Origin of the sequence: Streptomyces sp. NPDC005791, assembly GCF_042871485.1 — a bacterium.
In the GTDB taxonomy this organism is placed as follows: Bacteria; Actinomycetota; Actinomycetes; order Streptomycetales; family Streptomycetaceae; genus Streptomyces.
This window is the reverse complement of sequence record NZ_JBIAIP010000030.1, coordinates 1-22773: the sequence shown is the minus strand read 5'-3', so window position 1 is coordinate 22773 and position 22773 is coordinate 1. Positions and strand designations below refer to the sequence as shown.

Annotated in this window: 19 protein-coding genes and 4 pseudogenes; 16 read left to right on the top strand and 7 right to left on the bottom strand. The window is 67.9% G+C overall.

From position 1 onward, the window contains the following. The 3 genes from ACFYSH_RS33225 to ACFYSH_RS33215 all read left to right on the top strand — a co-directional run. A partial coding sequence (locus ACFYSH_RS33225; protein WP_388757494.1) for an RNA-guided endonuclease TnpB family protein occupies positions 1-816 on the top strand: 816 nt, incomplete at its 5' end. A 573-nt stretch (positions 817-1389) separates the two neighbouring features. Then, positions 1390-1917 (top strand): hypothetical protein, encoded by a 528-nt coding sequence (locus ACFYSH_RS33220; protein WP_388757492.1) that lies wholly within the window; start codon positions 1390-1392, stop codon positions 1915-1917. Then, positions 1914-2303: a GntR family transcriptional regulator gene (locus ACFYSH_RS33215; RefSeq protein WP_388757489.1), complete on the top strand. Its 390-nt coding sequence runs from the start codon at positions 1914-1916 to the stop codon at positions 2301-2303. The genes ACFYSH_RS33220 and ACFYSH_RS33215 overlap by 4 nt, the downstream gene beginning before the upstream one ends. A 66-nt stretch (positions 2304-2369) precedes the next feature. Here ACFYSH_RS33215 and ACFYSH_RS33210 read toward each other — a convergent pair whose 3' ends face one another. Further along, positions 2370-2618: a hypothetical protein gene (locus tag ACFYSH_RS33210; protein WP_388757487.1), complete on the bottom strand. Its 249-nt coding sequence runs from the start codon at positions 2616-2618 to the stop codon at positions 2370-2372. A 167-nt stretch (positions 2619-2785) separates the two neighbouring features. Continuing rightward, a complete protein-coding gene (locus ACFYSH_RS33205; protein WP_388757484.1) occupies positions 2786-4126 on the bottom strand; it encodes a hypothetical protein in 1341 nt (446 codons plus the stop codon). A 222-nt stretch (positions 4127-4348) separates the two neighbouring features. Here ACFYSH_RS33205 and ACFYSH_RS33200 point away from each other — a divergent pair, with 222 nt between their 5' ends. The 5 genes from ACFYSH_RS33200 to ACFYSH_RS33180 all read left to right on the top strand — a co-directional run bounded on the left by ACFYSH_RS33200 (position 4349) and on the right by ACFYSH_RS33180 (position 8328). Beyond that, positions 4349-4792, top strand: coding sequence for a hypothetical protein (locus ACFYSH_RS33200; RefSeq protein ID WP_388757481.1), 444 nt, complete (start codon positions 4349-4351; stop codon positions 4790-4792). Between the two features lie 88 nt (positions 4793-4880). Beyond that, positions 4881-5681 (top strand): hypothetical protein, encoded by an 801-nt coding sequence (locus ACFYSH_RS33195; protein WP_388757478.1) that lies wholly within the window; start codon positions 4881-4883, stop codon positions 5679-5681. A gap of 12 nt (positions 5682-5693) precedes the next feature. Further along, positions 5694-7235, top strand: coding sequence for a B12-binding domain-containing radical SAM protein (locus ACFYSH_RS33190; RefSeq protein WP_388757475.1), 1542 nt, complete (start codon positions 5694-5696; stop codon positions 7233-7235). Further along, on the top strand, positions 7235-7885 hold the full coding sequence (gene tmk, locus ACFYSH_RS33185) for a dTMP kinase (RefSeq protein ID WP_388757500.1): 651 nt from the start codon (positions 7235-7237) through the stop codon (positions 7883-7885). The genes ACFYSH_RS33190 and tmk overlap by 1 nt, the downstream gene beginning before the upstream one ends. Next, complete coding sequence (locus ACFYSH_RS33180) at positions 7882-8328, top strand: NUDIX domain-containing protein (protein WP_359476460.1); 447 nt, start codon at positions 7882-7884, stop codon at positions 8326-8328. The genes tmk and ACFYSH_RS33180 overlap by 4 nt, the downstream gene beginning before the upstream one ends. A gap of 92 nt (positions 8329-8420) precedes the next feature. Here ACFYSH_RS33180 and ACFYSH_RS33175 read toward each other — a convergent pair whose 3' ends face one another. Then, entirely contained in the window at positions 8421-10973 is a 2553-nt protein-coding gene (locus tag ACFYSH_RS33175) for a helix-turn-helix domain-containing protein (protein WP_388757471.1), read from the bottom strand. A 249-nt stretch (positions 10974-11222) separates the two neighbouring features. Here ACFYSH_RS33175 and ACFYSH_RS33170 point away from each other — a divergent pair. The 8 genes and pseudogenes from ACFYSH_RS33170 to ACFYSH_RS33135 all read left to right on the top strand — a co-directional run. Further along, positions 11223-11678 (top strand): annotated as a pseudogene (locus tag ACFYSH_RS33170) (alpha/beta hydrolase-fold protein); the annotation flags it as partial. Between the two features lie 104 nt (positions 11679-11782). Beyond that, on the top strand, positions 11783-12241 hold the full coding sequence (locus ACFYSH_RS33165) for a hypothetical protein (protein ID WP_388757503.1): 459 nt from the start codon (positions 11783-11785) through the stop codon (positions 12239-12241). A gap of 58 nt (positions 12242-12299) precedes the next feature. Then, complete coding sequence (locus tag ACFYSH_RS33160) at positions 12300-13469, top strand: serine hydrolase domain-containing protein (RefSeq protein ID WP_359476469.1); 1170 nt, start codon at positions 12300-12302, stop codon at positions 13467-13469. A 287-nt stretch (positions 13470-13756) separates the two neighbouring features. Next, positions 13757-13981: a hypothetical protein gene (locus ACFYSH_RS33155; protein ID WP_359476471.1), complete on the top strand. Its 225-nt coding sequence runs from the start codon at positions 13757-13759 to the stop codon at positions 13979-13981. 337 nt (positions 13982-14318) lie between these two features. Then, entirely contained in the window at positions 14319-16361 is a 2043-nt protein-coding gene (locus ACFYSH_RS33150) for a polymorphic toxin-type HINT domain-containing protein (protein WP_388757469.1), read from the top strand. 12 nt (positions 16362-16373) lie between these two features. Continuing rightward, positions 16374-16880, top strand: coding sequence for a hypothetical protein (locus tag ACFYSH_RS33145; RefSeq protein WP_388757466.1), 507 nt, complete (start codon positions 16374-16376; stop codon positions 16878-16880). Between the two features lie 421 nt (positions 16881-17301). Continuing rightward, positions 17302-17586 (top strand): annotated as a pseudogene (locus ACFYSH_RS33140) (hypothetical protein); the annotation flags it as partial. Positions 17587-17666: 80 nt separating this feature from the next. Next, entirely contained in the window at positions 17667-18815 is a 1149-nt protein-coding gene (locus ACFYSH_RS33135; protein ID WP_388757463.1) for an integrase, read from the top strand. A gap of 527 nt (positions 18816-19342) precedes the next feature. On the opposite strand, the gene ACFYSH_RS33130 is transcribed toward ACFYSH_RS33135, so the two are convergent. The 4 genes and pseudogenes from ACFYSH_RS33130 to ACFYSH_RS33115 form a co-directional block, all read right to left on the bottom strand. Beyond that, positions 19343-19870, bottom strand: coding sequence for an IS3 family transposase (locus ACFYSH_RS33130; protein WP_388757497.1), 528 nt, complete (start codon positions 19868-19870; stop codon positions 19343-19345). A gap of 24 nt (positions 19871-19894) precedes the next feature. Further along, a pseudogene (locus ACFYSH_RS33125) lies at positions 19895-21281 on the bottom strand (IS30 family transposase). Between the two features lie 48 nt (positions 21282-21329). Further along, a pseudogene (locus tag ACFYSH_RS33120) lies at positions 21330-21828 on the bottom strand (ISAzo13 family transposase); the annotation flags it as partial. 261 nt (positions 21829-22089) lie between these two features. Further along, the gene (locus ACFYSH_RS33115; RefSeq protein ID WP_388757460.1) at positions 22090-22341 is read right to left on the bottom strand and encodes a hypothetical protein; all 252 of its coding nucleotides are present in this window, start codon (positions 22339-22341) and stop codon (positions 22090-22092) included. Between the last annotated feature and the right edge of the window lie 432 nt (positions 22342-22773).

Sequence of the window (22773 nt, the reverse complement as noted above, 5' to 3'; positions counted from 1 at the left end):
GGTGCGGCGGTCGGGATCGACCTGGGCATCAAGACCCTCGCCGTTCTCGCCGACAGCGACGGCACCGTGACCGAGGAGCCCAACCCCCGCCACCTCGACCGCGCACAGAAACAACTGCGCCGCACCAGCCGGGTGGTTTCGCGGCGTCGGGGCCCCGACCGGCGCACCGGGCGGAAACCCTCGAAGCGGTGGGAGAAGGCGAACCGGGCCCGGAACCGGGTGCATCACCGGGTCGCGAGCCTCCGCGAGGACGCCCTGCACAAGCTGACCACCCGCCTCACCCGCGAGTACGGCACGATCATGGTCGAGGACCTTGATGTTGCGGGGATGGGCCGTAACCGGCGCCTGTCGCGCCGGATCGCGGATGCGGCGTTCGGTGAGATCCGCCGCCAACTCGCCTACAAGACCCGCCGGCACGGCACACGTCTTGTCGTGGCCGACCGGTGGTTTCCCTCGTCGAAGACGTGCTCACGCTGTGGTGCGGTGAAAGCCAAGCTGCCCCTGAGCGTGCGTGTCTTCGAGTGCGACACCTGCGGTCTCGTCCTGGACCGGGACGCGAACGCGGGACACAACCTGCTCGCCCTCGCAACCCGCACCACCCACGTCACACCCACAGGTACCGGAGTGGCCGGAGACCTGGGCCCCGCCGCCATGGCGGGGTCGAAGCCCCGTGGAGCCGACCACAAGACCCGCACCACCCGTCCCGACCGCAAGGCCGGGGCGGGGCGGGCAGGTGGCACAATCCCCGGCCCCAGAGCCGGGACAGAAACGGGAGACCGTCAACAGGACACCAGAACGCAACGCGCGCTCTGGTGACACCGTTACGGACCATTCCGCCAGAAACGCATCGAGGCCGGCCCGTCAGCTGTCGACCAACAGGCCTCGCCACCCAAGCCCCCACTCAGCCGACTCTGGCCCTCCCTCCCCCCGACGAACCGCTGACGCCAGCGCAAGGCACCCAGGTTCTGCCACGGCCCCCGAGTCTGACCTGGCCACTCACCGCTCTGATGGCCCGGCGCCTGACATGAACTCCGGCAGTTCAGAAGGCTGCCGGACGGCGGTGACCTGTACCAAGCGTGTCAACTCCTTGACACAGTTTAAAATTTGGGTAATTGTATCAGGTAGTTAATACACCTTGCGGAAGGGAAGGGAATCGGCATGCCTGCTGCTGCAAGAACGGAAGGCACTTGGCGGGCGGGGATGAGTACCCCTGTTCGATGGGCCGGCGCGGCGACCGGTCTGGCTGTTAACGCGCTGATCACCTTCAGTCCTGAGCCTGATGTGGACCTGCTCTACGGATTTCCCGTATTCGGTCTGTGTGTCATGGCTGGCGTCTTTGCAGCAGACCTCATCGCACGACCGAGACCTCGCTGGCTACGAGCAGCCGGAGTGACTCCGCGCCGGATCCGGGACTATGCGCCCCGACCCCTGGCGGCCGCACTGGCCGCGCAGGCTGTCGCCTTGCTGGGCCTGCTGATCGTCGCCGCCACGACGGCCTCGGCGGACTCTGACGGTCGTCCAGGACGTGCTTTGTCCGTCACATGTCCGCAAGGCACCCACCTGCTCTCACCCTGGCCCGGCCCCTACTACGCCTGGCCGACTCTCGGCGGTCTCGCCCTCGGTACCGTTGCCTGCGCACTGCTCCTGCGCCGTATCACCGCACGCTCCGGAGGCGACGATCAACGCCGCATCAACGCCCGGGCGGCTGTCGGTGCATGGGGAGTGCTGGTGAGCGCCCCTCTCTTCGCCGTTTCCGGGACGATGGCCCTCGGGGTACTGAGCGTGCCCTGCGGGGGCGCGACGAACGACGTGGCCCTCTCGGGGCTGGCTATCGCGGCCCTCATCTCTGCACCGACCGCGGCTCACTGTCTGTGCGTCCTGTTGCTGCCGCAGGCCTACGTTAAGGCCCGGCCATGACAACCAACGGCATCAGTATCAGCGTCAACCATGCGTCCCCTGTCCCTCCGTATGAACAACTCCGCGCACAGCTAGCTGATCTAATCTCGGTCGGTCGGCTGGGTCAGGGGGCCAGACTGCCGTCCGTGCGCCAGCTGGCCTCCGACCTCGGGCTGGCTAACAACACCGTGGTGCGGGCCTACCGCGAACTCGAGGCCGCAGGCCTTGTCAGGAGTCGCCGAGGCTCTGGTACTCAGGTCATTGCGCCGTCGGCCACCACCGACATCAAGGCGAAGCTGGCGGAGCACGCAAGCAACTACGCGGCTGCCGCCAGACAGCTCAATGCCACCGACGAGGAAACCCTCGCCGCAATCCGGCATGCCCTCGCAAGTCTCGACAAGCCGTGACCCAGAAAAACCGCCAGTCGGCGCCTCAGGTTGAGAAACAGGCACTGAACTTGTCGTTTAACTCCATCAGGGAGTGACGTAGTCGCCCCATCCGAAAGTGGCGACGTATGCCCGCCGAACGGCTTCGCTGCCGCGGCCGCCCCTGATGCGGATGATGGTCAGTGCGAGGATGAACCAGGCGGTGAAGCACCCCGCGACGATCAAGGTCCAGCGGGGGCCGGAGGAACTGGCAATGCCGGCCAGGGCAATGATCGTGACGACCAGTCCGATATGGCCGCCGCGGATGTCCGTGCTGGACCTGCTGCCACCTGTCATCAGGGTCTCCCGCCAAGGATCACGCCGTCTTGTGTCAGAGCAGACTACAGAGCGCTTCTCTTGGGGGGACCCGCTTGCCAAATGCCACTGGGGCTTCAGCCCCTGCCCCGACAGGTCATCATTTCCACGCCTCGACTCCAACGGCCCCCGCGCTACAGGCACTGGCCCTACGCCGCCTTGAGCGCGGCGACCTGGCGGCCGCGTTCCTCCAGTTCCTGGACTCCGGGCACCCGGCGGTAGGCGGGAAGGGCCTTCAGCATGGTCTGCAGGTGTTCGTCCCCGCGGGCGGACGCGATGGTGACGTGCTCGTCGAGGAACGTTCCCCAGGTCCGGCAGGCGGCTTCGATATGGCGCATGCGGAACTGTCGCTCGGCGATCACCCCCGTGCAGTGCAGCCGCCCCTGCCGCTCCAGAGGGGAGCGGGCGGCGTTCGAGCGGCGCAGGGAGGCGATCGAGCCGTCCTGGTCGCCCAGGTGCCAGCGCACGTGGGCTTCGTGGAAGAAGTAGGCGGCCTGGTCGTACCCGCCCACCGCGTCACGCCGGTCATCGGCGCGTGCCAGCGCACTCTCCGCCTCCTTGAGCCAGCCCATGGCGGCCTGGCGGGCGCCGGTCATCGCCGCGGCGGCGGCCTGCTGGCCGCGCAGGAATGCCACGAGGCGCGGGCCGGCGGACGGGGCGGCCTCGGCTGCGGCGTCGGCCAGCTCCAGCCCCTTCTTGCCATGGCCCAGGTGCGTTGCCTGGAGGCTCATTCCGCGCAGGGTGCGGCAGTAGGTGAGGTGGTCCCCGGCGGCGCCGGCGAGCTCGAGGGCGCGGAGGTAGTACTTCTGGCCCAGCCCTTGCTGGTCCTCGTACATGGCCATCCAGCCCGTGAGGTACACGAAGTCCGCGACGGCGGCCCGCATGTCCCGGGTGACCTTGTCCGTTCCGCCGGCCCGAAGATAGGGCCCGGCCGTGTTGACGAGAAAGGCCGCGGCCATCGGTCGGGCGTGTCCGGCCCCGACCTGGTCCAGGATGTCGGCGACCTTGTCGGTCATGGTGCGGACGGTCTCCACGTCGGAACGGCCCGCGCGCACCGTCCGTCCCGCCGATGCCGCCTCCAGCCGCCCTGTCAGGTCCTCGTACCGGGGCACGGCCAGTACCGCGGCGTACATCCCGGTCTTCAGCACCCCCCGGCGTGTGGGGTCCATGTCCGTCCGGCTCAGGTCGATCACTCCTGCCACCATGTCGTGCTCCGCCGTCGGCTTCTCCTCGCTCGGCCAGCCGGTCTCCGCGGACGTTACGGGCCGTCCGAGCAGCCGCGAGAGCGCTTCGGTGATGACATGACGCGCTTCGGGCTTCGGCACGGATCCGGCGAGCCAGTGCGACACGCTGCTCTTGTCGTAGTGCAGACGGACACCGAGTTCGCGGCCTACGGCGTTCGCCCGGCGTGCGAGCCGCGCATTTCCGATGCCCCCTGACCGCATCAGGGCCGCAAGAGCCGCATTCGGTGTGCGCGGACGACGTGCCATCGATGACCCCCTGGTGCGTTCAACCAGTTCAACCGTGCCTCCACTCTGCTCCCTTACCCACCGGGGCGTCGGGGAGTTGAGTGATTACCGGCCGTGCGGTGGACAGCTCCCCGGCGTCCGTGATGGCTCGGTTCGCTCCTTCGCCTCCGTGTGGGACGAGCCGTGTGACCGGACGACGAAGCACCCGCGACGCCGCCCCCACGACCTGCGGAAGGACTGGGTATGACCGCGACCGCGAACGGCAGTGCGGCCACAGCGCAGCAGCGCCTCAGCAGCACATCTCCTGTTCTGGGGCTCGGCACCACGGACCGAGGCATGGAGCTGTGCATCGCCCGCTCCTCCCGACCGGGTCTCGGCGTCGTCGGTGAGATGTCCGAGGAGGACAGGCTGTGGCCGGGACGCGTCCGTCGTATCGGCCGGGCACAACTCCGCCGATGGAAGCTGGACGATCTGTGCGAGCCGGCCGAGCTGTGTCTGAGCGAGCTGGTCACGCCCGGGCCGCTGCCCCACTTGACCGCGATCGCGCACCAGACGACCGCGGAACCGAAGTTCTCCCTGGCTCTCGCCGTCTACGCCCGCCATCACTCCGTGGCCGTCGTCACCACCACCCGAACCATGATCGATCTCGGCACCCCTGATACCGCCGAGATGGCACTCATGGGGTGAGCCGGAAGTCTTTTCGCAGTCGCGCACGCTGGACCCCGCGTGCCGCGAGAGGCTACGGCGCAGCAACCGCACAACGCGAGGAGCCCACATGACCGTCCTGACGACCGATCACCCCGCCTGGATCGAGACCGAAGCGGGCGGCCGCGTGCGAGCCGTGCGTACGGTCACCGGAATCTGGGCTCTGTCGTGGGACCGAAGCGGCCTGCGCGCCGTATGTGTGGACGGCACCGAGGATGTGAAGCCGGAGCTCGTCACCACCAATCCCGCCTGCCTGCCTACGGGCATCCCCGCCGCGCTCAGGGCCGGGCTCGAGGGCCTCGGCGTCTCGCAGCGCCTCGCCAACCCGTGGCTCTGGGACGCGATCACCACCGCGGTCCTGCGCCAGGTCGTACGGGCCGGGCAGGCCCGCAAGCTCTACCGGCAGTGGTGCAAGGCCTACGGGAGGACCGTCCAGGGACCCTCCGGTGAGCTCGCGACCGCCCCCACGCCCGGGCAGGTCCTGGCCCTGGCGGACAAGCAGTTCGACGAGGTCGGGGCCAAGTTCCACCGCAGCGCGCTGCAGGCGGCCGCCGAGCGCTACGAGACGCACGCCGCGGGCTGGATCGGCCTGGAAGCACCGGAGCTCGCGGCCGCGCTCACCGCCGTCCCCCGCATCGGCCCCTGGACCGCCGCGGCGGCCGCCACCGACTTCACCGGCGACTTCAGTGTCTACCCGCACGACGACCTCGCCGTACGCACATGGGCCGCGCAGATCGCGCCTGCCCGCCCCTGGCCGGACAAGAAGGACAAGGCGTTCGGCCCGCTCTGGACCGGCTGGGCCGGCCCCGACCGCACCGCCCTGCACACCTTGACCCTCTCCACGCTCACCTGGGGCTCCCATGCCCGCTGAAACGGAGGACCGATGCAGCAGTTATCCCTTCTCTCGGGCGCAGACCCTGCGCACCCCCTCGACGCGCTGTTCGTGAACGCGCCCCTGCGCGACTACGGCCGCCGCCCGCGGACCAACGACTACACGCTGCCGGTGCTGGGCATGGCCTACATCGCCACGTACGCCCAGCGGGCCGGCTTCAACGTAGGGGTGCTCGACGCGGAGGCCCACGGCCTGGGCATCGACGAGACCGCTGAACACGTCAACGCGGCCCGGCCCCGTTGGGCGGCCATGAACCTCCTCGCCCCGACCTACGAGATGTCCGCGCGCATCGCCGAGCGCCTCGACCCCGGCATCGCGCTCATGGTCGGGGGCCACCACGCCAAGGCCATGCCCGACCGGATCCTCGACGATCCGCGTATGGCCAACCTGCGGGCCCTCGTCCTCGGCGAAGGTGAGCTGCGCGTCGCCGCCCTCATGGAGGACGAGCAACGGCGCCGCGAACTGCCTGGGGTCCTCTGGCGCGACCGGCTGCTCGGCACCCGGGCGGCCGGCGTCCCGTCGGGCAGACCGAACCCGCAGCTGCTCGGCCCGGACATCAACGCCCTGCCGTACGTGAACCGCGCCTTCCTGCCCCAGGATCCCTACCGGGCCGCGCCGACGGAGGCAGACCGCCGGCTCGCCGCCAGCCGCGGCACCGGCCTGCTGAAGACGGCCGCAAGGACCGGCCACCTGGAGGCGAACATCGTCGGGAGCCGGGGCTGCCCCTACAACTGCACCTTCTGCGGAGCCGCCGTCACCGCCAACCCCGACGTCACCATCCGCGTCCGGACCCCCGAGAACATCATCGGCGAGCTGGACCAACTGCACGACGCGTACGGAGTGACCGCCTTCCGCTTCGTCGACGACCTGTTCCTCGGCGTGGGGCGGGTGATCGACGAACAGATGGAGGCCTTCACCCGGCACCGGATCGGCGAGCGCTACGTATGGGACGCAACCGGCCGCATCAACGTCCTGGACCGGCTCGGCGACCGCGCTCTCGACCGTCTCGTACAGAACGGGCTCCGCGAAGTCGCCCTCGGAATCGAGTCGGGCAGCGACCGCGTCCTGCGGGCCATGGACAAGCGGATCGACGCGGAGATGACCGAACGCGTCGCCCGTCGCCTGGTCGAGCACGGCATCGGCGTGAAGGGGTACTTCATCCTCGGCTTCCCGGGTGAGTCCCACGACGACATCGCGGCGACCGTCCGCCACATCCGCACTCTCTGGGCCATCGCCGACAGCAACCCCGGGGACGTACGCGCCAGCGTGTTCGAGTTCCGCCCCTACCCCGGCACACCCGTCTGGACGACCCTGACCGATGCCGGCCACGAACCCGAGGACCTGCTCGCGTACGGGGACGTGGACCTCACCGGTGACGGTGCCGACGAGTCCATGCGGCAGCGCGACGAGTTCAACTTCTCGGTCGGCATCCAGTTCGGTGACGTCCCCCTGGCCCAGGTCCGCTCCACCCTCGCCATGCTCACCCGCGAGCAGCACGAGCGTGGCCGGGCCGGTCAGGGAGCGGCGGCGTGATGCCGGGACGCGGGCGGTTCATCACGCTCGACGGCCCCAGCGGGGTCGGGAAGTCCACCACCGTCCGGTCCCTGCACGACGAGCTGACCGCCCGGGGCGTGCCCGTGCACAGGACCGTGGAACCCACCACCAGTGACCTCGGCCGCTTCATCTCCGCGCACTTCGGACAGATCCGCGGCCACGCCCTGGCCTGCCTGGTCGCGGCCGACCGCTACGAGCACGTCGAGCACGAGATCAGGCCCCGGCTGAACGCCGGCGACACCGTGATCAGCGACCGGTACCTGGCCTCGACGCTCGTCATGCAGCAGCTCGACGGGGTGCCGCTGAAGTTCCTGCTGGACCTGAGCGCGAACGTCCTGATGCCGGAGCTGGCGGTCATCCTGACCGCGGATCCGGCTCTCATCGCCGAACGGATAGCCGCACGCGGACCCCGCAACCGGTTCCACCGGGACCCGACCGCGCCCGGGCGCGAAATCCTCCTGTACGAGGCCGCGGCCCGAACGCTGATGACCGCAAGGGTGAAGGTGCTCGTCGTGAACACCGGTGGAGCCACCCCCACGGAGGTCGCTGCCACAATCGCCGACGCGGTCCCCGATTGGCCGATAGCGTCGGCTGCTTCACCGCAGTCGACACCATCCCAGGGACCATGACACCGGAACCACTCGCAGAACCCGTCATCGACACCCACGTGATCCTGCGTGAGGGCGACAAGCTGCTCTTCTCCCAGCGCGGCGGCCCGTACGGTTACGGCCGCTGGCACATGCCCTCGGGCAAGCTCGACCGGGGCGAGGCCCTGCGCGCCGGGGCCGCCCGTGAGCTGCTGGAGGAGACCGGCGTGACGGTCGACCCCGCCCACCTGCGGATGGTGCACGTGGTGCACCACCGGCAGAGCGCCGAGATCGAGCGCATCGGCTTCTTCTTCGAGGCCACCAGGTGGAGCGGGGACCCCGTCAACAGGGAACCGGAGAAGTGCCTCGGCCTCGAGTGGTTCAGCGTCCACGAGCTGCCCGAGGACATCATCGAATACCCGGAGAAGGGACTCCTCGGCTACTTGGAGGGCGCCGGCGCGCTCACGGAGCACGGCTGGGAGTAGCCCGCGGTGGAGGACCAGCGGGGCGTGGACGCGCACGGTGTCCGTGCCGGGCCTACGGGGGCGGGATGATCTCGCCCCCGCCGGGCAGATCCTCAACGGCCTTCCGGCGATGCCCTCCCCTCGGATGCGCGGCGCCTCAGGCCCGGCTTCACGTAGCTGGTGCCGCGGCCGGAACCGCCGTGGACGCGAGCGAGGTGTTGCTGGAGCCGGATGTGCCGGAACTGGTACACGGCACCGGCCTGGCGGAGCACCCCTCGGCGGTAGGCGTCGTCAAGGAAGGCGGCGGTGTCCCACGGCAGTCTGCGCGTCAGCGGCAACCAGAACCGGGCCACCGTCAGCCACTGCCCCCATGCCGTGAGTGCGAGCACGTACGCCGCCGAGCCGCCCAGCCCGCCGACCGCCCCCAGCAGCAGAGCCTCGTCCAGCGGCCACACCAGCGTCCAGGGCAGCACCTGCTGGAGCAGGCCGACGACGACGCGTCCGCAGACGGCGAGTCCGGCCGTGACTGCGGCAGCAAGCACGAGGAACTGCCGGGTGGCGGTTGCCCGGTTGACGGACAGCAGTCGCATCGGCGTGGCCGCGGCGGCGATGTCCACGGGTGCCTCGAAGGCTGCGACGAGTCCGAAGGTCAGGCCGGCTGTCAGACCGAAGATCAGTGCCAGGGCCAGCGTGTCCTGAAGCGCCGCTCCGATCAGATCCGCGTGCGGGACGGTTCCGGCCAACGCGCGAAACATCGCGGTCGTCCAGGCGTGTGCGACTCCCAGCACAGAGCCGCCCAGCAGCCCGACCCCGAAGCGCGTGCGGATCTCCCGAACCGGCCTGTGCTCGACCCCGGGGGTCACTGCCGCCAGCCTGAGTCGTACCTGGGTCGGAACGGCCACGGTACGGCCCGCCGCGGCCAGGGCACAGTGCGCGAGACCGAAGACGACCGCAGAGCAGAGCCCGAACACCGCCACCTCGAGCATCACTGAGGTCTGCACGGAGGGGATGTACCCGAAGGAAACGGCGAAAAGCATCACAAGCCAGTTGGCCGCGAACATGCACAGTCCGCCGAGCAGTGCGGTGTGCAGGACGCGTATCGGCAGTCGTACGGACGCGCCGAGCCGCCACCAGGCAAGATCCCGACGCTCATGGGCACCGGTGGCCAGGCTGTGGGCGAGGTAGCCGAGCCAGCGTTCGGCCTGTTCAGGGTCGCGGTTGCGCTGTCCGCGGGCGGGGTCAGCCCGTTCGGGGGTGCGGTGCCGGTAGACCGTGGGCACGAAGTTCGCCAACAGATGTTCCTCAAGGTGGCGCCCGGTGGGAAATCTGGCGGTGTCAAGCAGTTCGACGGGGTCGTTGCCGGGCACCTCGCTGTACATCGTCCGCGCCAGGGTCACCATCAGGGGCGTTCCCAGGACCTGTCCGAGCTGAATGCTCGCCGCAGTGTCATAGGCCCGCAGTTCGTCCAGGACGGCACCCCACACCCCCGTGGCACCACGGCTGCCCAGGGAGTTGCCGAGCCGGTCGGTCCGGGGCAGGTACGCGGCCAGATCCTCGACGCTCAGGTCGGCGAGTTCGACGCAGGCTGCCAGCACCAGAGGCGCGTGCACCTCGCGGACCGCTCGGGCGTACTCGTCCCGTCGGCTGGTCAGGACCACCGGGTGGGACGTGGCGTTGAGTGCTTCCAGCGCGGGACCGCGCAAGGCTTCGGCGAGCTCGTCGAAACCGTCCAGGACGGGCAGAATCAGGTCGGAGTCGACGAGTTCGGCTGCCAGCGTCGCACCCTCCGAAGTCGTACGGGCCAGATGCGGATGGTCCCGTAGAAGATGGTCGACCAGCAGGTCTCGCGGTGTGACGGTCAGCGGGTCCCAGGCTCCGATGCTGAGAATGACCGGCACCCGGAGGGGGGAAGCCGGGGCGGCAAGGAGCTCGAGGACGAACTTGATGGCCAGGATGGACTTCCCCGAGCCGGCGCGACCGAGAATGACCAGTCGCTGCGACTCGACACTCCGATAGGTGTCGGCGACAGTCCGCAGGTCGCCGTTCAGGTCCAGTTCCCGGGCGGGGACTCCCGGCTGCAGGCGCTGGATGTTCTCCGGACGGTCCATCAGGACGGCTGGAGCCGGCTGGTATCGCACGGGCAGCGGGAACGGGTCATGGACGCGGCGGTGTTTTTCCTCCCGCTGCCAGCGTCGGCCGACCTCGCGGGCCAGTGAGGCGGCGGCGTCGGCGAGCGGGCCGGCCGGCCACGACACAGCCGTCCCGGGGGCGGGGAGCGGCGCGGCAGGTGCAGGGGCCCCCGTCCGAGTTCCGGGCTGAACGGCGGGTGCCGGTTCCCCCGGCTGCCCGGTCGGTACCGGCTCCTCGGGCTGAGCAGCGGGGGTCGGCTCCCCTCGCGTATCGGCGGGTATCAGCACCTCGGCCGGATCGGCGAGGGCCGGCTGTGTGCCGTCCAGGGTCGCGGTAAGCCGTTGCCACTCCTCCGGCTTCACGTTCAGGACTTCCGCCACCTTCTGCAACGTCCTCAGCCGGTGCTCGGGGAGCCTGCCGTTCTCCAGCCGGCCGATCGTGCTCACGCTCACCTCGGCCAGCTCCGCCAGCTGCTCCTGGGTGAGGCAGGCGCGTTTGCGCAGCTGACGCATACGCGTGCCTAACTCATTGGTCACTGCGGACCCCACCTTCCACGGCCACCGGTACCGCCCGAGCGTATCGAGACGACCGGTCACGGATGACCGGTCAGAGATGACCTCCTCCTGACCTGCACATGCCCTGTTCTCCGAACCCGGTGGGCCGCATCGTGGTCGTGCCGACGACCCGTCGGCCACCTCACACAAGGGAGCACTGGTTTGAGACCTCCATCAGCCCGCCACCGTCGCCTCGCCGGCGTCCTGTTCGCGGCGGCACTGCTTCCGGCCGTGTCCTTGGGATCGGCCGCCTGGGCGGACTCCCCGGCCGTCCCCGGCGTCGACTTCACGGACGGCTTCGGCCTGAGCCAGGTCGCAGACGGCACCGAAGTGCGCTCCAGCACCGACTTCACGATCACCGTCACCACACCGGAGGTGGCCGGCCCGCACCGTATCCGGATCTTCCTACCCAGCGGGTACGCCGACGATCCTGACCGGCGATGGCCCGTCACGTACTTCCTCCACGGGGGCGGCGGAAACGTGGACGATGCCGCCGCCGCCCCGGCCCTGCACTCCGACGCCATGATCACCGTCGTTCCCGACGGAGGTCTCAAGAGCTGGTACGCCGACTGGTACATGCAGAACACCGCCGTAGGGGCGGCCAACTGGGAGACCTTCCACCTCGAACAGGTCGTCCCCTACATCGACGCCAACCTGCGCACCCTCCCTGACCGTGAACACCGGGCCGTCACCGGACTGTCCATGGGCGGATCCGGCGCGCTCCACTACGCCAGGCCAGACCCGACCTCTTCGGCCACGCCTCCTCCCTCTCGGGCGGAATCGACTTCTCCATGGCCACGGTCCGCGCGGCCGTACTCGCCACGGAGCTCAATCTGCCCGGCGCCTGGTGCGCGCTCAGCACATCGAGCAGCCAGGGCTGCCCGACCTACGGACCGTACGTCGACAGCGACGCCGTCTTCGGCTCGCCGTATCCGGTCCTGGGCGCGGACCACCGCTGGAACGCCTACGACCCCGCCGCCCCGGCCAACCTGTCCAAGCTCAAGAACACCCAGGTCACCCTCTACACCGGGGACCAGGGGGTGATCGACGCCAACACGGCGACGGCCGCCCGCACGGTCAAGAACCGCTTGGACCAGCTCGGCATCCCGAGCCGGCTCGTCGACTACGGCAACGGCGCCTCCCTGTCCCCCCAATGCGACGGCAGCCACACCTACGCGTGCTGGGGCCCGGCCTATGCGGACTACATCCCGCGTCTGAAGGCCGCCTTCGAAGCCGCCGCGAAGAACTGAGCCGGCAGGACCGGCACGCACCCGACCGAGCGAGACCTCTCCGAGGAGCGGACACCGAATGACCTCCCGAAACATCCGAAACAGTACGAAACTGGCCTCAGTCATCGGCGCCGTGTGCGCTACGGTGCTGACGCTGTCCAGCTCTGCGGCACACGCCGCCACCGCCGGGTCCGACCACTCCGACACGCTCGCCGCACTCAAGGCGTACCAGGCGGCGGCGGGGCCCGGCGCCGCCGTCCACGCCGGAGACGGCAGCGAGTCCTGGACCCTGTCGGCGGGTACGGGAACCGTCAACGCCGACCGCCCCATCAAGGCCGACGAACACATCCGTATCGGCAGCCAGACCAAGACCTTCACAGCGGCAGTGGTGCTGCAGCTGGCCGAGGAAGGCCGCGTCTCCCTGGACGCGCCGATCGATGACTACCTGCCCGGTGCCGTCACCGGCAACGGCTACGACGGCACCCGTATCACCGTGCGTCATCTGCTCCAGCACACCGGGGGTCTCGGCGCCTACACCCCCTCCCCCGGGCTGAAGACGCCTCCGTCGAACCCGGACGGCACCTTCAGCCTGTCGGCGGTGGTGCGGTACGCGCTGGACGCCTCGCCCCCGGTCTCCGCCCCCGGTGAAGGCTTCACCTACTCCAACACCGGCTACTACATCCTCGGAATGCTCATCGAGAAGCTGACGGGACAGCCGGTGCACAAGGCCGTGACCGAACGCGTCATCGAACCGCTCGGTCTGCCCCGTACCTTCTTCCCCGCGCCCGGCGACCGCGCCCTGCCCACGCCGGCCGTCAACGGCTACCACGGCGTCCGGGTGGGCTCCTTCTACCTGTGGGTGCCCGCGGTCTCGTACGACCCCTCGCTGTTCAGCAGCGCGGGAGCCATGATTTCCACGCTGGAGGACCTGAGCGCCTTCTACCAGGCGCTGGCCACCGGAAAGGTCCTCTCCGCGAAGAGCCTCGCCGAAATGCGCACCGTACGGCAGGTGAACACCGGCACGGGCTACGGCCTTGGCCTCCAGACGTACGAGCCCTCCTGCGGCGGTACGGCGCGTGGCCACTCCGGTGGTGTCCCGGGCTACCAGACCTTCACCCTGACCATGGACGACGGCCGCTACGTCTCCATCGTCACCAACCTGTTGGTGCAGGTCGGCCAGCGCCCGGACGCGCAGCTGATGCAGCTGCTGGACACGGCGCTGTGCGAGGACGCCCCGCAGCGCGACTGACGCCGACAGACAGCGTCCCGGCGCGGTGGCCACCTCACCGCGCCGTGGCACCAACGTCCGACGTGGCCGGTGTGCGCGTCGTCGGCCGCTTCCCCCAGCAGCAGGCTGTCGACGCAACAGGGGAGCGCACACCGGCCGCCCGTCCCCCACGTGCCCCGCCGCACACTCACCTCTCCCCCTTCTCTTTCCTGCGAGCGCGCCCTCCAGGCCGGCTCTTCGTACGCCGGCGCTCGGTGTTCACGCACTCCTCCCTCATCCCCTATGTCCCACGGCACCAAGGAGTTGACATGGCACACCGGTACCGGTGCGGCGAATGCAGGTTCGCCACCCGGTGGACCACCGAATCCGAGGTAGGCGATCTCGCGGCGGCCCACTACGCCGAAAACCACCCCGGACTCGCTCTCGGCGGCATCGTCGAGATCAACCAGAAGAACCCCAACTCCCTCGGGTGTCTGCCGATTCTCGGGATCGCGTTCCTCCTGCTGGTCATCGTCGCCAGCTGCCAGCGGTAGGCCGCACGCTGCTCCCTCGCCGGCCCACACGGTCCGCAGTCGCGCGCTGGAGAACGCGCTCGCAGCACTTCATGCCCGACACACGAAAGGTCACAGTGCCATGGCGGACGACAACGACCCCCATCTCCCTCCCCGACCGGACCCAGCGCAGGCGCCGAACGGTCCGGTGATGCCGAGCGCGGCGGCAGATCCGACGACGCCCCCTCCGGGACCGCCACCTCCGCCCACGGTGCCAGGGAGAGCGCCCAGCGCCTCATCGAGCTCGTGGTTCTCCCTACCGGGGCTGCTACGGGCCCGCCCCGGGCGCCGGCGTGCCGTCGTCCTGGGCGGTCTCACGGTGCTGGTCCTCGCCCTGATCGGCGGACTTCTGTCGCTCACGTCCTCGTCCTCCGACTCGAAGGAGACGCAGGCCGCGCACCGTGACCTGCGGCCGTTCAGGGAAGCGGTCGACGATCTGGCCACAGCGCCGGGGTTGCGCTACAAGGACACCTCGTCCTTCGGCATCACCGAGAACGAGATCAACGTCACCGCGAGCGGCAGCCAGTTCGGCAGCACGTCGTCCGGTCGGGGGAACGACCACGGGCGGGACGTGCTGCGCATAGGCGGCAAGACGTTCATGCGGTGGCAACACGACCCGGCGCCCAGGGAAGACGTGGAGGAAGGCGCGAAGGCCCCGCCCAGTGAGTGGATCGTGGGACTGGACGACGGCTCGGAACTCATGGACGAGGCGCTGGCGCGCACCGTCGCCCCGCCGAAGCTGGCCGCTGTGCTGGACAAGGCCCTGAGCGACCTGGAGAAGTCACCGCCGGCAAAGGGCTCCGGGCTCTCGAACCCGTCAGGGCAGCGTCCGTCGAACGTGAACGGGACACCCGCGCTCGGCGTCGACACCTCGGCGGGGCGCCTGCTGGTGACCAAGGCCGCGCCGCATCGCGTACTGCGCCTGGAGGCGTACGACCTCCGTGAAGGCCTCTCCGACATGAGGGAGCAGATCGAGAAAGGAGGAGTGCCCGAAGCTCGCCCGAGGGTGACCACGGGTCCACTGGCATCCGGCGACGGCGAGGGAATGGACCTGACCCCGATCCTCGCCGACGCCGCCGACAAGATGTTCGACACCCTGGTCGAGTACGCCGACCAGCTCAAGGACGCTACCGACCGGGGCATTTCCTTCACCATGGACGGTGCGGGCGAGATGGACTGCAGCTCGTCGGGCTGCACCGCCACCCAGAACTTCACCGGCTCGGTCAGCTCCATCGCGCGGACGGAACGCGTCACCAAGGGCGAAGTCACCGCGGTGATGAGCGCGACGTTCTCCATCGACGGCAAACCCGCCGGCGAGTGCACCAGCCCGCAACGCACTTTCCCCGTCCGCGGCAACAACGTCTCGGGCACCCTGAAGTGCTCCAATCCCGGAGCGGGGCCGCTCTACGCCTCGGTCGCGGCCCGTGTACAGGCCCAAGCCCAAGCCGACGCGGATCGCTGCGGCTGCAAGGTCCGCCTCACCTACCCGCTCCGGGCCAGCACCCTGATCGACGCCCGCGCGCTCGCCAAGGTCGAGGCGCGGAATCTCGCCGACCGCGCGCGGCGGGAACGCGACGCCGTGACCTGTGCCAAGCCCCACAGCTTCCCGTCCGGCACCCGGGTGCTGCTCGCCGGCGGCACCACCCGGGCCATCGAGGACATACGTATCGGGGACCGGGTCATCGCCACCGACCCGGAGCGTTCGGTCACGGCGGCCCGGCCGGTGACCAACGTGATCACCACCGAGGACGACAAGGACTTCACCCGGCTCACTGTCACCACCGACCATGGGCCGGCCACGATCACAGCGACGGACAATCACCCGTTCTGGTGGGAGGGGGGCCAGAGGTGGAAGGACGCCGGTAACCTCCGGGTCGGCGATGAACTGCGCACCCTGAACGGCGCCCGCATGGCCGTGACCGCGGTCCGCGACCAGCAGGGCCAGCAACGCACATACGACCTCACCGTCAATGGCCTGCACACGTACTATGTGCTGGCGGGCCAGACTCCGGTACTCGTTCACAACAGCAACGGGTGCGTGAACTGGGCCTCCAATAGCGTGAAAACGTGGGGTCACACATTCAAGACCCATGGTGCCGGAGCGAAGAACACGAAGGCTCTGACCGATCGGGCTCGCAGCACCGGAAACCAGCAGGGGCAATGGCTAGATAATGACGCCGCTGCAGAGTTTTTGAAGAGACTCCATGTTGAAGGAGCCGGCCCCAGGTCGGTGCGCATTCCAGCCGGAATGGGGCAGGTGATCATGCCGGATGGGAGTATCGCCCAAGCGCGGTCGGCTACCATCGTCCCGAGCCCCAATGGACTGTACAAGACCGGATTCCCAACTATTGGCCCGAACTAGGAGACTGGAGAGATGAGCTTCTCTGTGTCATTTCATCCAGCTACGCCATCTGCCGCTACGGGTGCTGTGCCAGTGGGTAACGAGTTGGATGACGACTACGACACCCTGGTCATGGAGGCGTGCAGCGTCCTCTCTGACGCTGGGGGTGGCAACTTCCACATCGGCGGCTTTGGGAGCGATGAGTGGCCACTCGATGTCGCGTATGACTTGTCTGCTTTCATCGAGCAACTCCCATTGCTTCTGGCAGGCGTGCGTGAGCGTCGCGAAGTCGAAGTGGACATGTACTCGCAGGGCATCGAGCGGACTTTGACCTTTCGTCCAGTCGAGAATCGCGTGATGATTCACTGCGAGTCGCGGACCGAGTGGGTTCCAAGTCCGCAATTTGAGAGCCTCGCACAGGGCGAACTTGTTTCGATGCTCTCGAAATTGGCTCAGGACTTCGCCAAAGGATTGAAGGCGATCAACTCCGAGCTGTTGGATGTGGCGCCATTCCCGCGTTGGCTGGCGGGCGAGGCATAGTCCCGCTGCCCGAGACCACACCTACTATGGTGGGTAGCAGTAGCAAAATCGAAGCCCCGCCAGGCTCGTCCTGGCGGGGCTTCTGCGTGGGGTGACTTCAGGTGGCGTGTGCGCGCGAGCAAATTTGACGCCCCACCAGATGCTGTCTGGCAGGGCGTCTGGGTGAAGTGACGGCAGTAGTTGACGGCAACCTCAGCGGACGGAAACTCCGGCGAGGGGTGGATTCGTCGCTGTCGTCGGGCTTCCTGCTGCTCTCGGTGGGGTTGCGGAGGGCGTTGCCGAGGAAGGCGATGGCGTCGCGCTGGAGACCCCTCATGACTCCCTCTCAGGAAGCTACCTCTGGCGAAGCATCCGGCACGCCTGTTTCGCTATCACCCACCTATAATTTTCCTTGTACGTGGCTGCTTCGTTGGGAGGGATCGTGGGGAACGAGGGGGATGGGCGTCCGCTGCTCCTGCTCGATGTGGACGGCCCTCTGAGTCCGTACGCCGCCGCGCCGCAGAGGCGGTTGGCGGGGTACAGCACCCACCGGATGCGCCCGACCGGGTGGGAGAATCCGTGGGACAAACCCCTTCGTGTCTGGCTCAACCCTGACCACGGGGCAGACCTCCTGGCATTGCCCTACGAGCTGGTGTGGGCCACGACGTGGAAGAACGAGGCGAACGACTGGATCGGCCCGCACCTCCGCCTGCCCATGCTTCCTTTCGACCCTCGGCTGGGCCTCCTACCGGCTGACTTCTGCGCCCTGGCGAAATGGGCAGCAGACCAGGAGAAGGAGGCAGCGTGATGGAACACGAGGCCGGCGCGGAGGTGGTGGACGCGGAGCTGGTGGACGAGGGCCGCCTCCCCGCGGCGATCCAGCCGCGTCCGACGGCCCGCCCGGTAGTCGACCGGCACACCATTCTCTATCCCGGCCAGGGGCTCCCCACCGAGGCCGACCAGCCGACGTACACCGAGCGGGACCTGTACGTCTCCGAGCAGACCGCCGAGCGGCTGGAGAACCAGTCCGCGCCGAAGAACACCAGCGCCAACTACCTTTCGCAACGCAACAAGTTCGCCGCCTGGTGCGCCAACGAAGGCCGTGTCGCCCGGCCGTGCACCACCGCCACCTACGTCGAGTACGTCGCCCACCTCATCGAGCTGGGGCGCTCCCCGAACGCCATCAACGCCGCCATGTCCGCGATCCGCACCTGGATGCCCGAGGACCAGAAGCCCGGCACGAAGCAGGCCCGGGGCATGCTGAACGAGTACAAGAAGACGTGGGCGAAGCGCACCGCGGTCCGTAAGGCCCCTCCGATCACGGACGAGCTGCTGCGGGCCATGGTCGCCACGTGCGACCTGCGGACCATCGCGGGGCGTCGCGACCGGTGCATGCTCCTCCTCGGCCGGGGTGCCCTCAACCGCAGGATCGAGCTCGCCGACCTGTCCATCGCCGACGTCGCGGTCGACGATGACTTCGTCACCCTGCACATCCGGTCCTCCAAGACCGACCAGGAGGCCAAGGGCGAGCACACCGACATCCCCGCCGAGGACGATCCGCTCCTCGATCCCGTCGCGGCCGTACGGGACTGGCTCACCGCCCTCCACCACCTTGGCGTCCGCGAGGGCGCGTTCTTCCGGGCCCTGACCTCCCGCGGCACCCTTCAGAACCGGGCCGTCGCGAAGGAACGCGGGGACTACGTCACCGGGGACGCCATCAACGACTGGGTCCGTAGCCGTGCCCACAAGGCCGGCGCGAAGAACTGGCAGCAGATCACCGCCCACGGGCTGCGCCGCGGCGGGGCCCAGGCCATCGCGGAGGCCGGCGGGGACCCGACGAAGCAGGGCCGGTGGAAGCCGGGTTCGGCAATCGTGAAGCGGGAGTACCTGGACCGCGCCCAGTCCAGAGGGGAGAATCCGTGGCTCAAGGTGCAGGCTAAGCGGCTCGAGAACTGAGGTGGCCGAAGAGCCAAGCCGGGCAGAACGTCGATATCAGGGCGTGCATGGTCAGCTCACGCCGACCGGGTGGACGCCGCAAACAAGTCGGCGCATTCTGCGCTCGCCCTGCAACCAGGAGGTAGCCCGCATCGCTGACCTGGACACAGGTCCAAGTCCCGCCGGAGCCGACCAGGAGCGACAACCAGCAGCCGCATGGTGAAGGGGGGCACGGCCCTATTCTGCCCAGCTGATCTGCGTCCTGTGTGCCGATCAGGCGGAGTGCTCGACACGCCTTCTCGCTGCAAAGGTGCGCGTGGTCACTGGCGCTGCACCATCGGGACCCGGGTCAAGGATGGGTTCCGAACCAACGAGGTCGAACCCGAAGCCATCGAGCAGCCTCTCCCACACCGGCGTGTCAAGAACCCAACGCGGCATCGTGCCGACGGAGCCGTCCACCAGACGGGCGGGAACGTCGGCCGACCGGCACTCCGTCGCAGGCGGAGCGCCGTTCTTGAAGTTTCCCCGTGATCCTGGACACTCGTTCGTTATGCCGCGAGGGCGTGTCGATGCCGCTGCCTGGTCTCGGCCGGGGTGAGGTAGCCGAAGATTTTGTGCTTGCGCAGGCGGCGGCGGTTGTAGAAGGTCTCGATGAAGGTGAAGACTTCGGCGCGGGCGGTGGCCCGGTCGGGCCAGGTCCGGGTTCCGATCTCTTCCTTGAGCAGGGCCCAGAAACTCTCTGCTGCGGCGTTGTCGAAACACGAGCCGGTGCGTCCGCAGCTCTGCCGCATCCCCAACTCTATTATCTGAGCGCGGAATTGAGCGGACGTGTACTCGCTTCCGCGATCACTGTGGACCACGCATCCGGGCTCCAGACCGCCTCGGCCGTGGGCCATGTCGAGAGCGTCGACGACGAGCTCGGCGCGGTGGTGGTCGGCCATCGCGTAGCCGACGACCTCGCGGGTGGCCAGGTCCAGCCAGCAGGCGAGGTAGAGCCAGCCCTCGGCCGTCGGGAGATAGGTGATGTCGCCGACCAGCTTGGTGCCGGGGTGCTCGGCGTGGAAGTCGCGGCCGATCAGGCTGAGGTGTACTCACCGGATTCAACCGGTCGTTGCAACACCAGCTTCTTGAAGCAACTGCAGTTGCTCGTTGAACGCCTCGGCGGGTGTCTTCCAACCGAGCGTCTTGCGGGGTCTGCCGTTGAGAGTGTGAGCGACGGCCTCGACTTCCTCGGCGGACCACCTCGAGAGATCGGTGCCTTTCGGGAAGTACTGGCGCAAGAGCCCGTTGGTGTTCTCATTCGTGCCGCGCTGCCACGGACTATGCGGATCCGCGAAGAACACGGGAATGCCCGTCTCGACTCTGAATTGTGCATGTGCCGACATCTCCTTGCCGAGATCCCAGGTCAGCGACCGTGCCAGCTGTTCGGGCAGCGTGGACATCGTATTGGCGAGGGCGGTCTTCATCGTGCTCGACCCATAACCGGCCAGCGCAGGACCATTCTTGACCGATTGCTTGTGCCGGTAGCCTTCCTCGCGCGGCAGGTGCACCAGCATGGTGAATCGAGTTGACCGCTCAACGACAGTGCCGATCGCGGACCGCTCCAGCCCGATGATCAGGTCGCCTTCCCAGTGGCCAGGAACGGCACGGTCCTCGACTTCGGCAGGCCGTTCACTGATCAGCGCTTGGGGCGTCACATGCGCCCAGGTCTTGCGGCGCGAACGAGCGCGCGGGGCACGCAGCGCGCGACCCGTGCGAAGGCACAAGATCAGCTCCCGCTTCAGCGCCCCGCGGCCCTGAATGTAGAGCGCCTGGTAGATCGCCTCGTGGCTGATGCGCATGGACTCATCATCCGGGAAATCAAGCTTGATCCGGTTCGCGATCTGCTCCGGACTCCATGCCTGCACCCACGCGCGGTCCTTGCGATGCGGCTTGTTCCGCCCCGTCCACGCACCGGTCGAAGGACCTGAGATCGCCCTGCCGCCAGGCGTGCTGATCTCTCCGGACAGTCGCTCCTGGACGTACGCGTGCAACCGCGGATTGGTTCGATGCCTTCGGGCGGCGGGCGGACATGTCCGTTTTCCATTGCGCGACCGATGCCCGGTAATCGAGCTTCCCGCCTCTGGTGGCCGCGTTGCGCCGCAACTCACGGGAAATCGTCCCTGGATCACGGCCGACTTGCCGAGCGATTTCACGAACGCCCATGCCTTGGGTGTTGAGGAGCGCGATCTCCTCCCGCTCAGAGAACGACAGGTACCTGCCCGAATGCGGCTTCGGATCGAATGGTCGCATGCCGCCACACTGCCGAAACCAGCGCGTGGTCACCGCCGGCGCCACGCCGATAACCGCGGCCGCTTCCTCCGCGAGGAGACCTTTGGCGATTTCATCCCAGAACGCCGCTTCGATATGACGCTGATATTTTGGATGCCCCGGAGACCTCAACTTTGGCCGTGTCGCCCGATCGGCTGCCTGCTGACGACGAACCATGCCACACCTCGCTGATCATGAGGTGTTGCGACGACCGGTTGAATCCGCCTTGGGTGTCTCGGTCCGGGTGTTGCCTGCCCTCGATGGTCTTGGCGTTGCCCTGCAGACTGAAGCCCTCCTCCCGCAGCACGTCGGCCATAGTCTCCGCCGAGACACGGTGTCCCTGCCCGGTCAGCTCGGCGGCCAGGTGACGGGTCGACTTCGTCGTCCAGCGCAGCGGTGACATCGGATCACCCCGCATGTCCGGTTCGACCAGGGCCAGCAGCGCGGGCCGCAGGCCCGGGTCAAGGTCCACCACACGCTTGCGGCCGCCGCCCTCCCGGTGCACCCGTCCCAACGGGGCTTCACCCGACTCCAGTTCAGTCACCCCGCGCGACACTGTGCCCTCACGGACGTCAGCGGCCCGGGCCACCAGCCGGATCCCGCCATGGCCCAGCGAGCGAGCCTCCGCTCCTATGGCCAGCCGACGCTGACGCTCGTCCAGGTGCGGGAACAGCGCCTGGAACTTCGCGGCCAACGCCTCCTCGATCCCCTCCGAACTCCCCATACCACATCAACGAGACTCAAGGCGGCAAGCAACGACTCGTTTCTCCGCAGGCCCTTTAACTGGCCTTGGGGGAACTTCAACTCCGCGCGTCCCCCACCAGATCACTCACACACCATCAACGAGCCTGAACACAAAGCGTTTCGGATCAATAAGAGGCGATAAACCCCCACCGACTGATGTCGGCGGGGGTTTATCGCGTAAAGATGTGCGGCAGCCGGTTCGACCGTGAAATAAATCATGGTTCCAGCAAAGCGCGATCCCTCAAGATTCTTCAGCGTGCCCGAATTCTCGCACGAAAGTTTCCATCAGGTAAATCATTTCCTTCTCTGACCAGTAGGGCGGCCCCACCCAGGGGCGATAGAGAGATATTCCTTCCGCGAGGAATTCAAACACCTCAGTATCTAGGAGATGTTCAATGACGAAACTCTCCATAGATGCAATGAACCCCGTTGATCGATCTTCGCCGGAGATGAATTTCCGGGCCATTTCTAGAGTTTCTCCTGTGGGGCTCATGGAATATCGAACACCTTCGGAATCATTACGCTGGTTATGTGGTTCGGGTTCTGGGCGGAAAGGCCCACAAAAGGCTTTCTGGGGAGCTGGGTTGCCCTAACCTGGATTGTGTCCTTAAGGCCATCGCACTTTACCTTGTTGGCGTTCTCTAGGATGTAGTCGAGAGCCTCTAGTGTCGTGGGTGGGCGCCCTGGTCCGCTCCCAGCTACTCGCTCTGAAGCGTGGTTACTCAAAGTCCTTCCTTTTGGCGTAACCAAGTCAGGAATGTGAAGGTTCAATTCCTGCCTGTGGGCCAATGGGTGCGACGGCCACGGCCAATCCCACGACGGTGATGGCGCCTAGTAGGGCTTGGTCATGTGCGGTCTGTGATGGCGTGTCTTCTTGATCAGTCGTGTCGTTGACCGGGTGTGCTGAGTGAGGAGTTGGCTGCGG

What these genes read in the sequence shown, in the direction of transcription:
- ACFYSH_RS33215 (WP_388757489.1), top strand. Translation starts at nt 1,914, where the DNA reads ATGACAACCAACGGCATCAGTATCAGCGTCAACCATGCGTCCCCTGTC.
- ACFYSH_RS33210 (WP_388757487.1), bottom strand. Translation starts at nt 2,618, where the DNA reads ATGACAGGTGGCAGCAGGTCCAGCACGGACATCCGCGGCGGCCATATC.
- ACFYSH_RS33205 (WP_388757484.1), bottom strand. Translation starts at nt 4,126, where the DNA reads ATGGCACGTCGTCCGCGCACACCGAATGCGGCTCTTGCGGCCCTGATG.
- ACFYSH_RS33200 (WP_388757481.1), top strand. Translation starts at nt 4,349, where the DNA reads ATGACCGCGACCGCGAACGGCAGTGCGGCCACAGCGCAGCAGCGCCTC.
- ACFYSH_RS33195 (WP_388757478.1), top strand. Translation starts at nt 4,881, where the DNA reads ATGACCGTCCTGACGACCGATCACCCCGCCTGGATCGAGACCGAAGCG.
- ACFYSH_RS33190 (WP_388757475.1), top strand. Translation starts at nt 5,694, where the DNA reads ATGCAGCAGTTATCCCTTCTCTCGGGCGCAGACCCTGCGCACCCCCTC.
- tmk (WP_388757500.1), top strand. Translation starts at nt 7,235, where the DNA reads ATGCCGGGACGCGGGCGGTTCATCACGCTCGACGGCCCCAGCGGGGTC.
- ACFYSH_RS33180 (WP_359476460.1), top strand. Translation starts at nt 7,882, where the DNA reads ATGACACCGGAACCACTCGCAGAACCCGTCATCGACACCCACGTGATC.
- ACFYSH_RS33165 (WP_388757503.1), top strand. Translation starts at nt 11,783, where the DNA reads ATGGCCACGGTCCGCGCGGCCGTACTCGCCACGGAGCTCAATCTGCCC.
- ACFYSH_RS33160 (WP_359476469.1), top strand. Translation starts at nt 12,300, where the DNA reads ATGACCTCCCGAAACATCCGAAACAGTACGAAACTGGCCTCAGTCATC.
- ACFYSH_RS33155 (WP_359476471.1), top strand. Translation starts at nt 13,757, where the DNA reads ATGGCACACCGGTACCGGTGCGGCGAATGCAGGTTCGCCACCCGGTGG.
- ACFYSH_RS33145 (WP_388757466.1), top strand. Translation starts at nt 16,374, where the DNA reads ATGAGCTTCTCTGTGTCATTTCATCCAGCTACGCCATCTGCCGCTACG.
- ACFYSH_RS33135 (WP_388757463.1), top strand. Translation starts at nt 17,667, where the DNA reads ATGGAACACGAGGCCGGCGCGGAGGTGGTGGACGCGGAGCTGGTGGAC.
- ACFYSH_RS33115 (WP_388757460.1), bottom strand. Translation starts at nt 22,341, where the DNA reads ATGAGCCCCACAGGAGAAACTCTAGAAATGGCCCGGAAATTCATCTCC.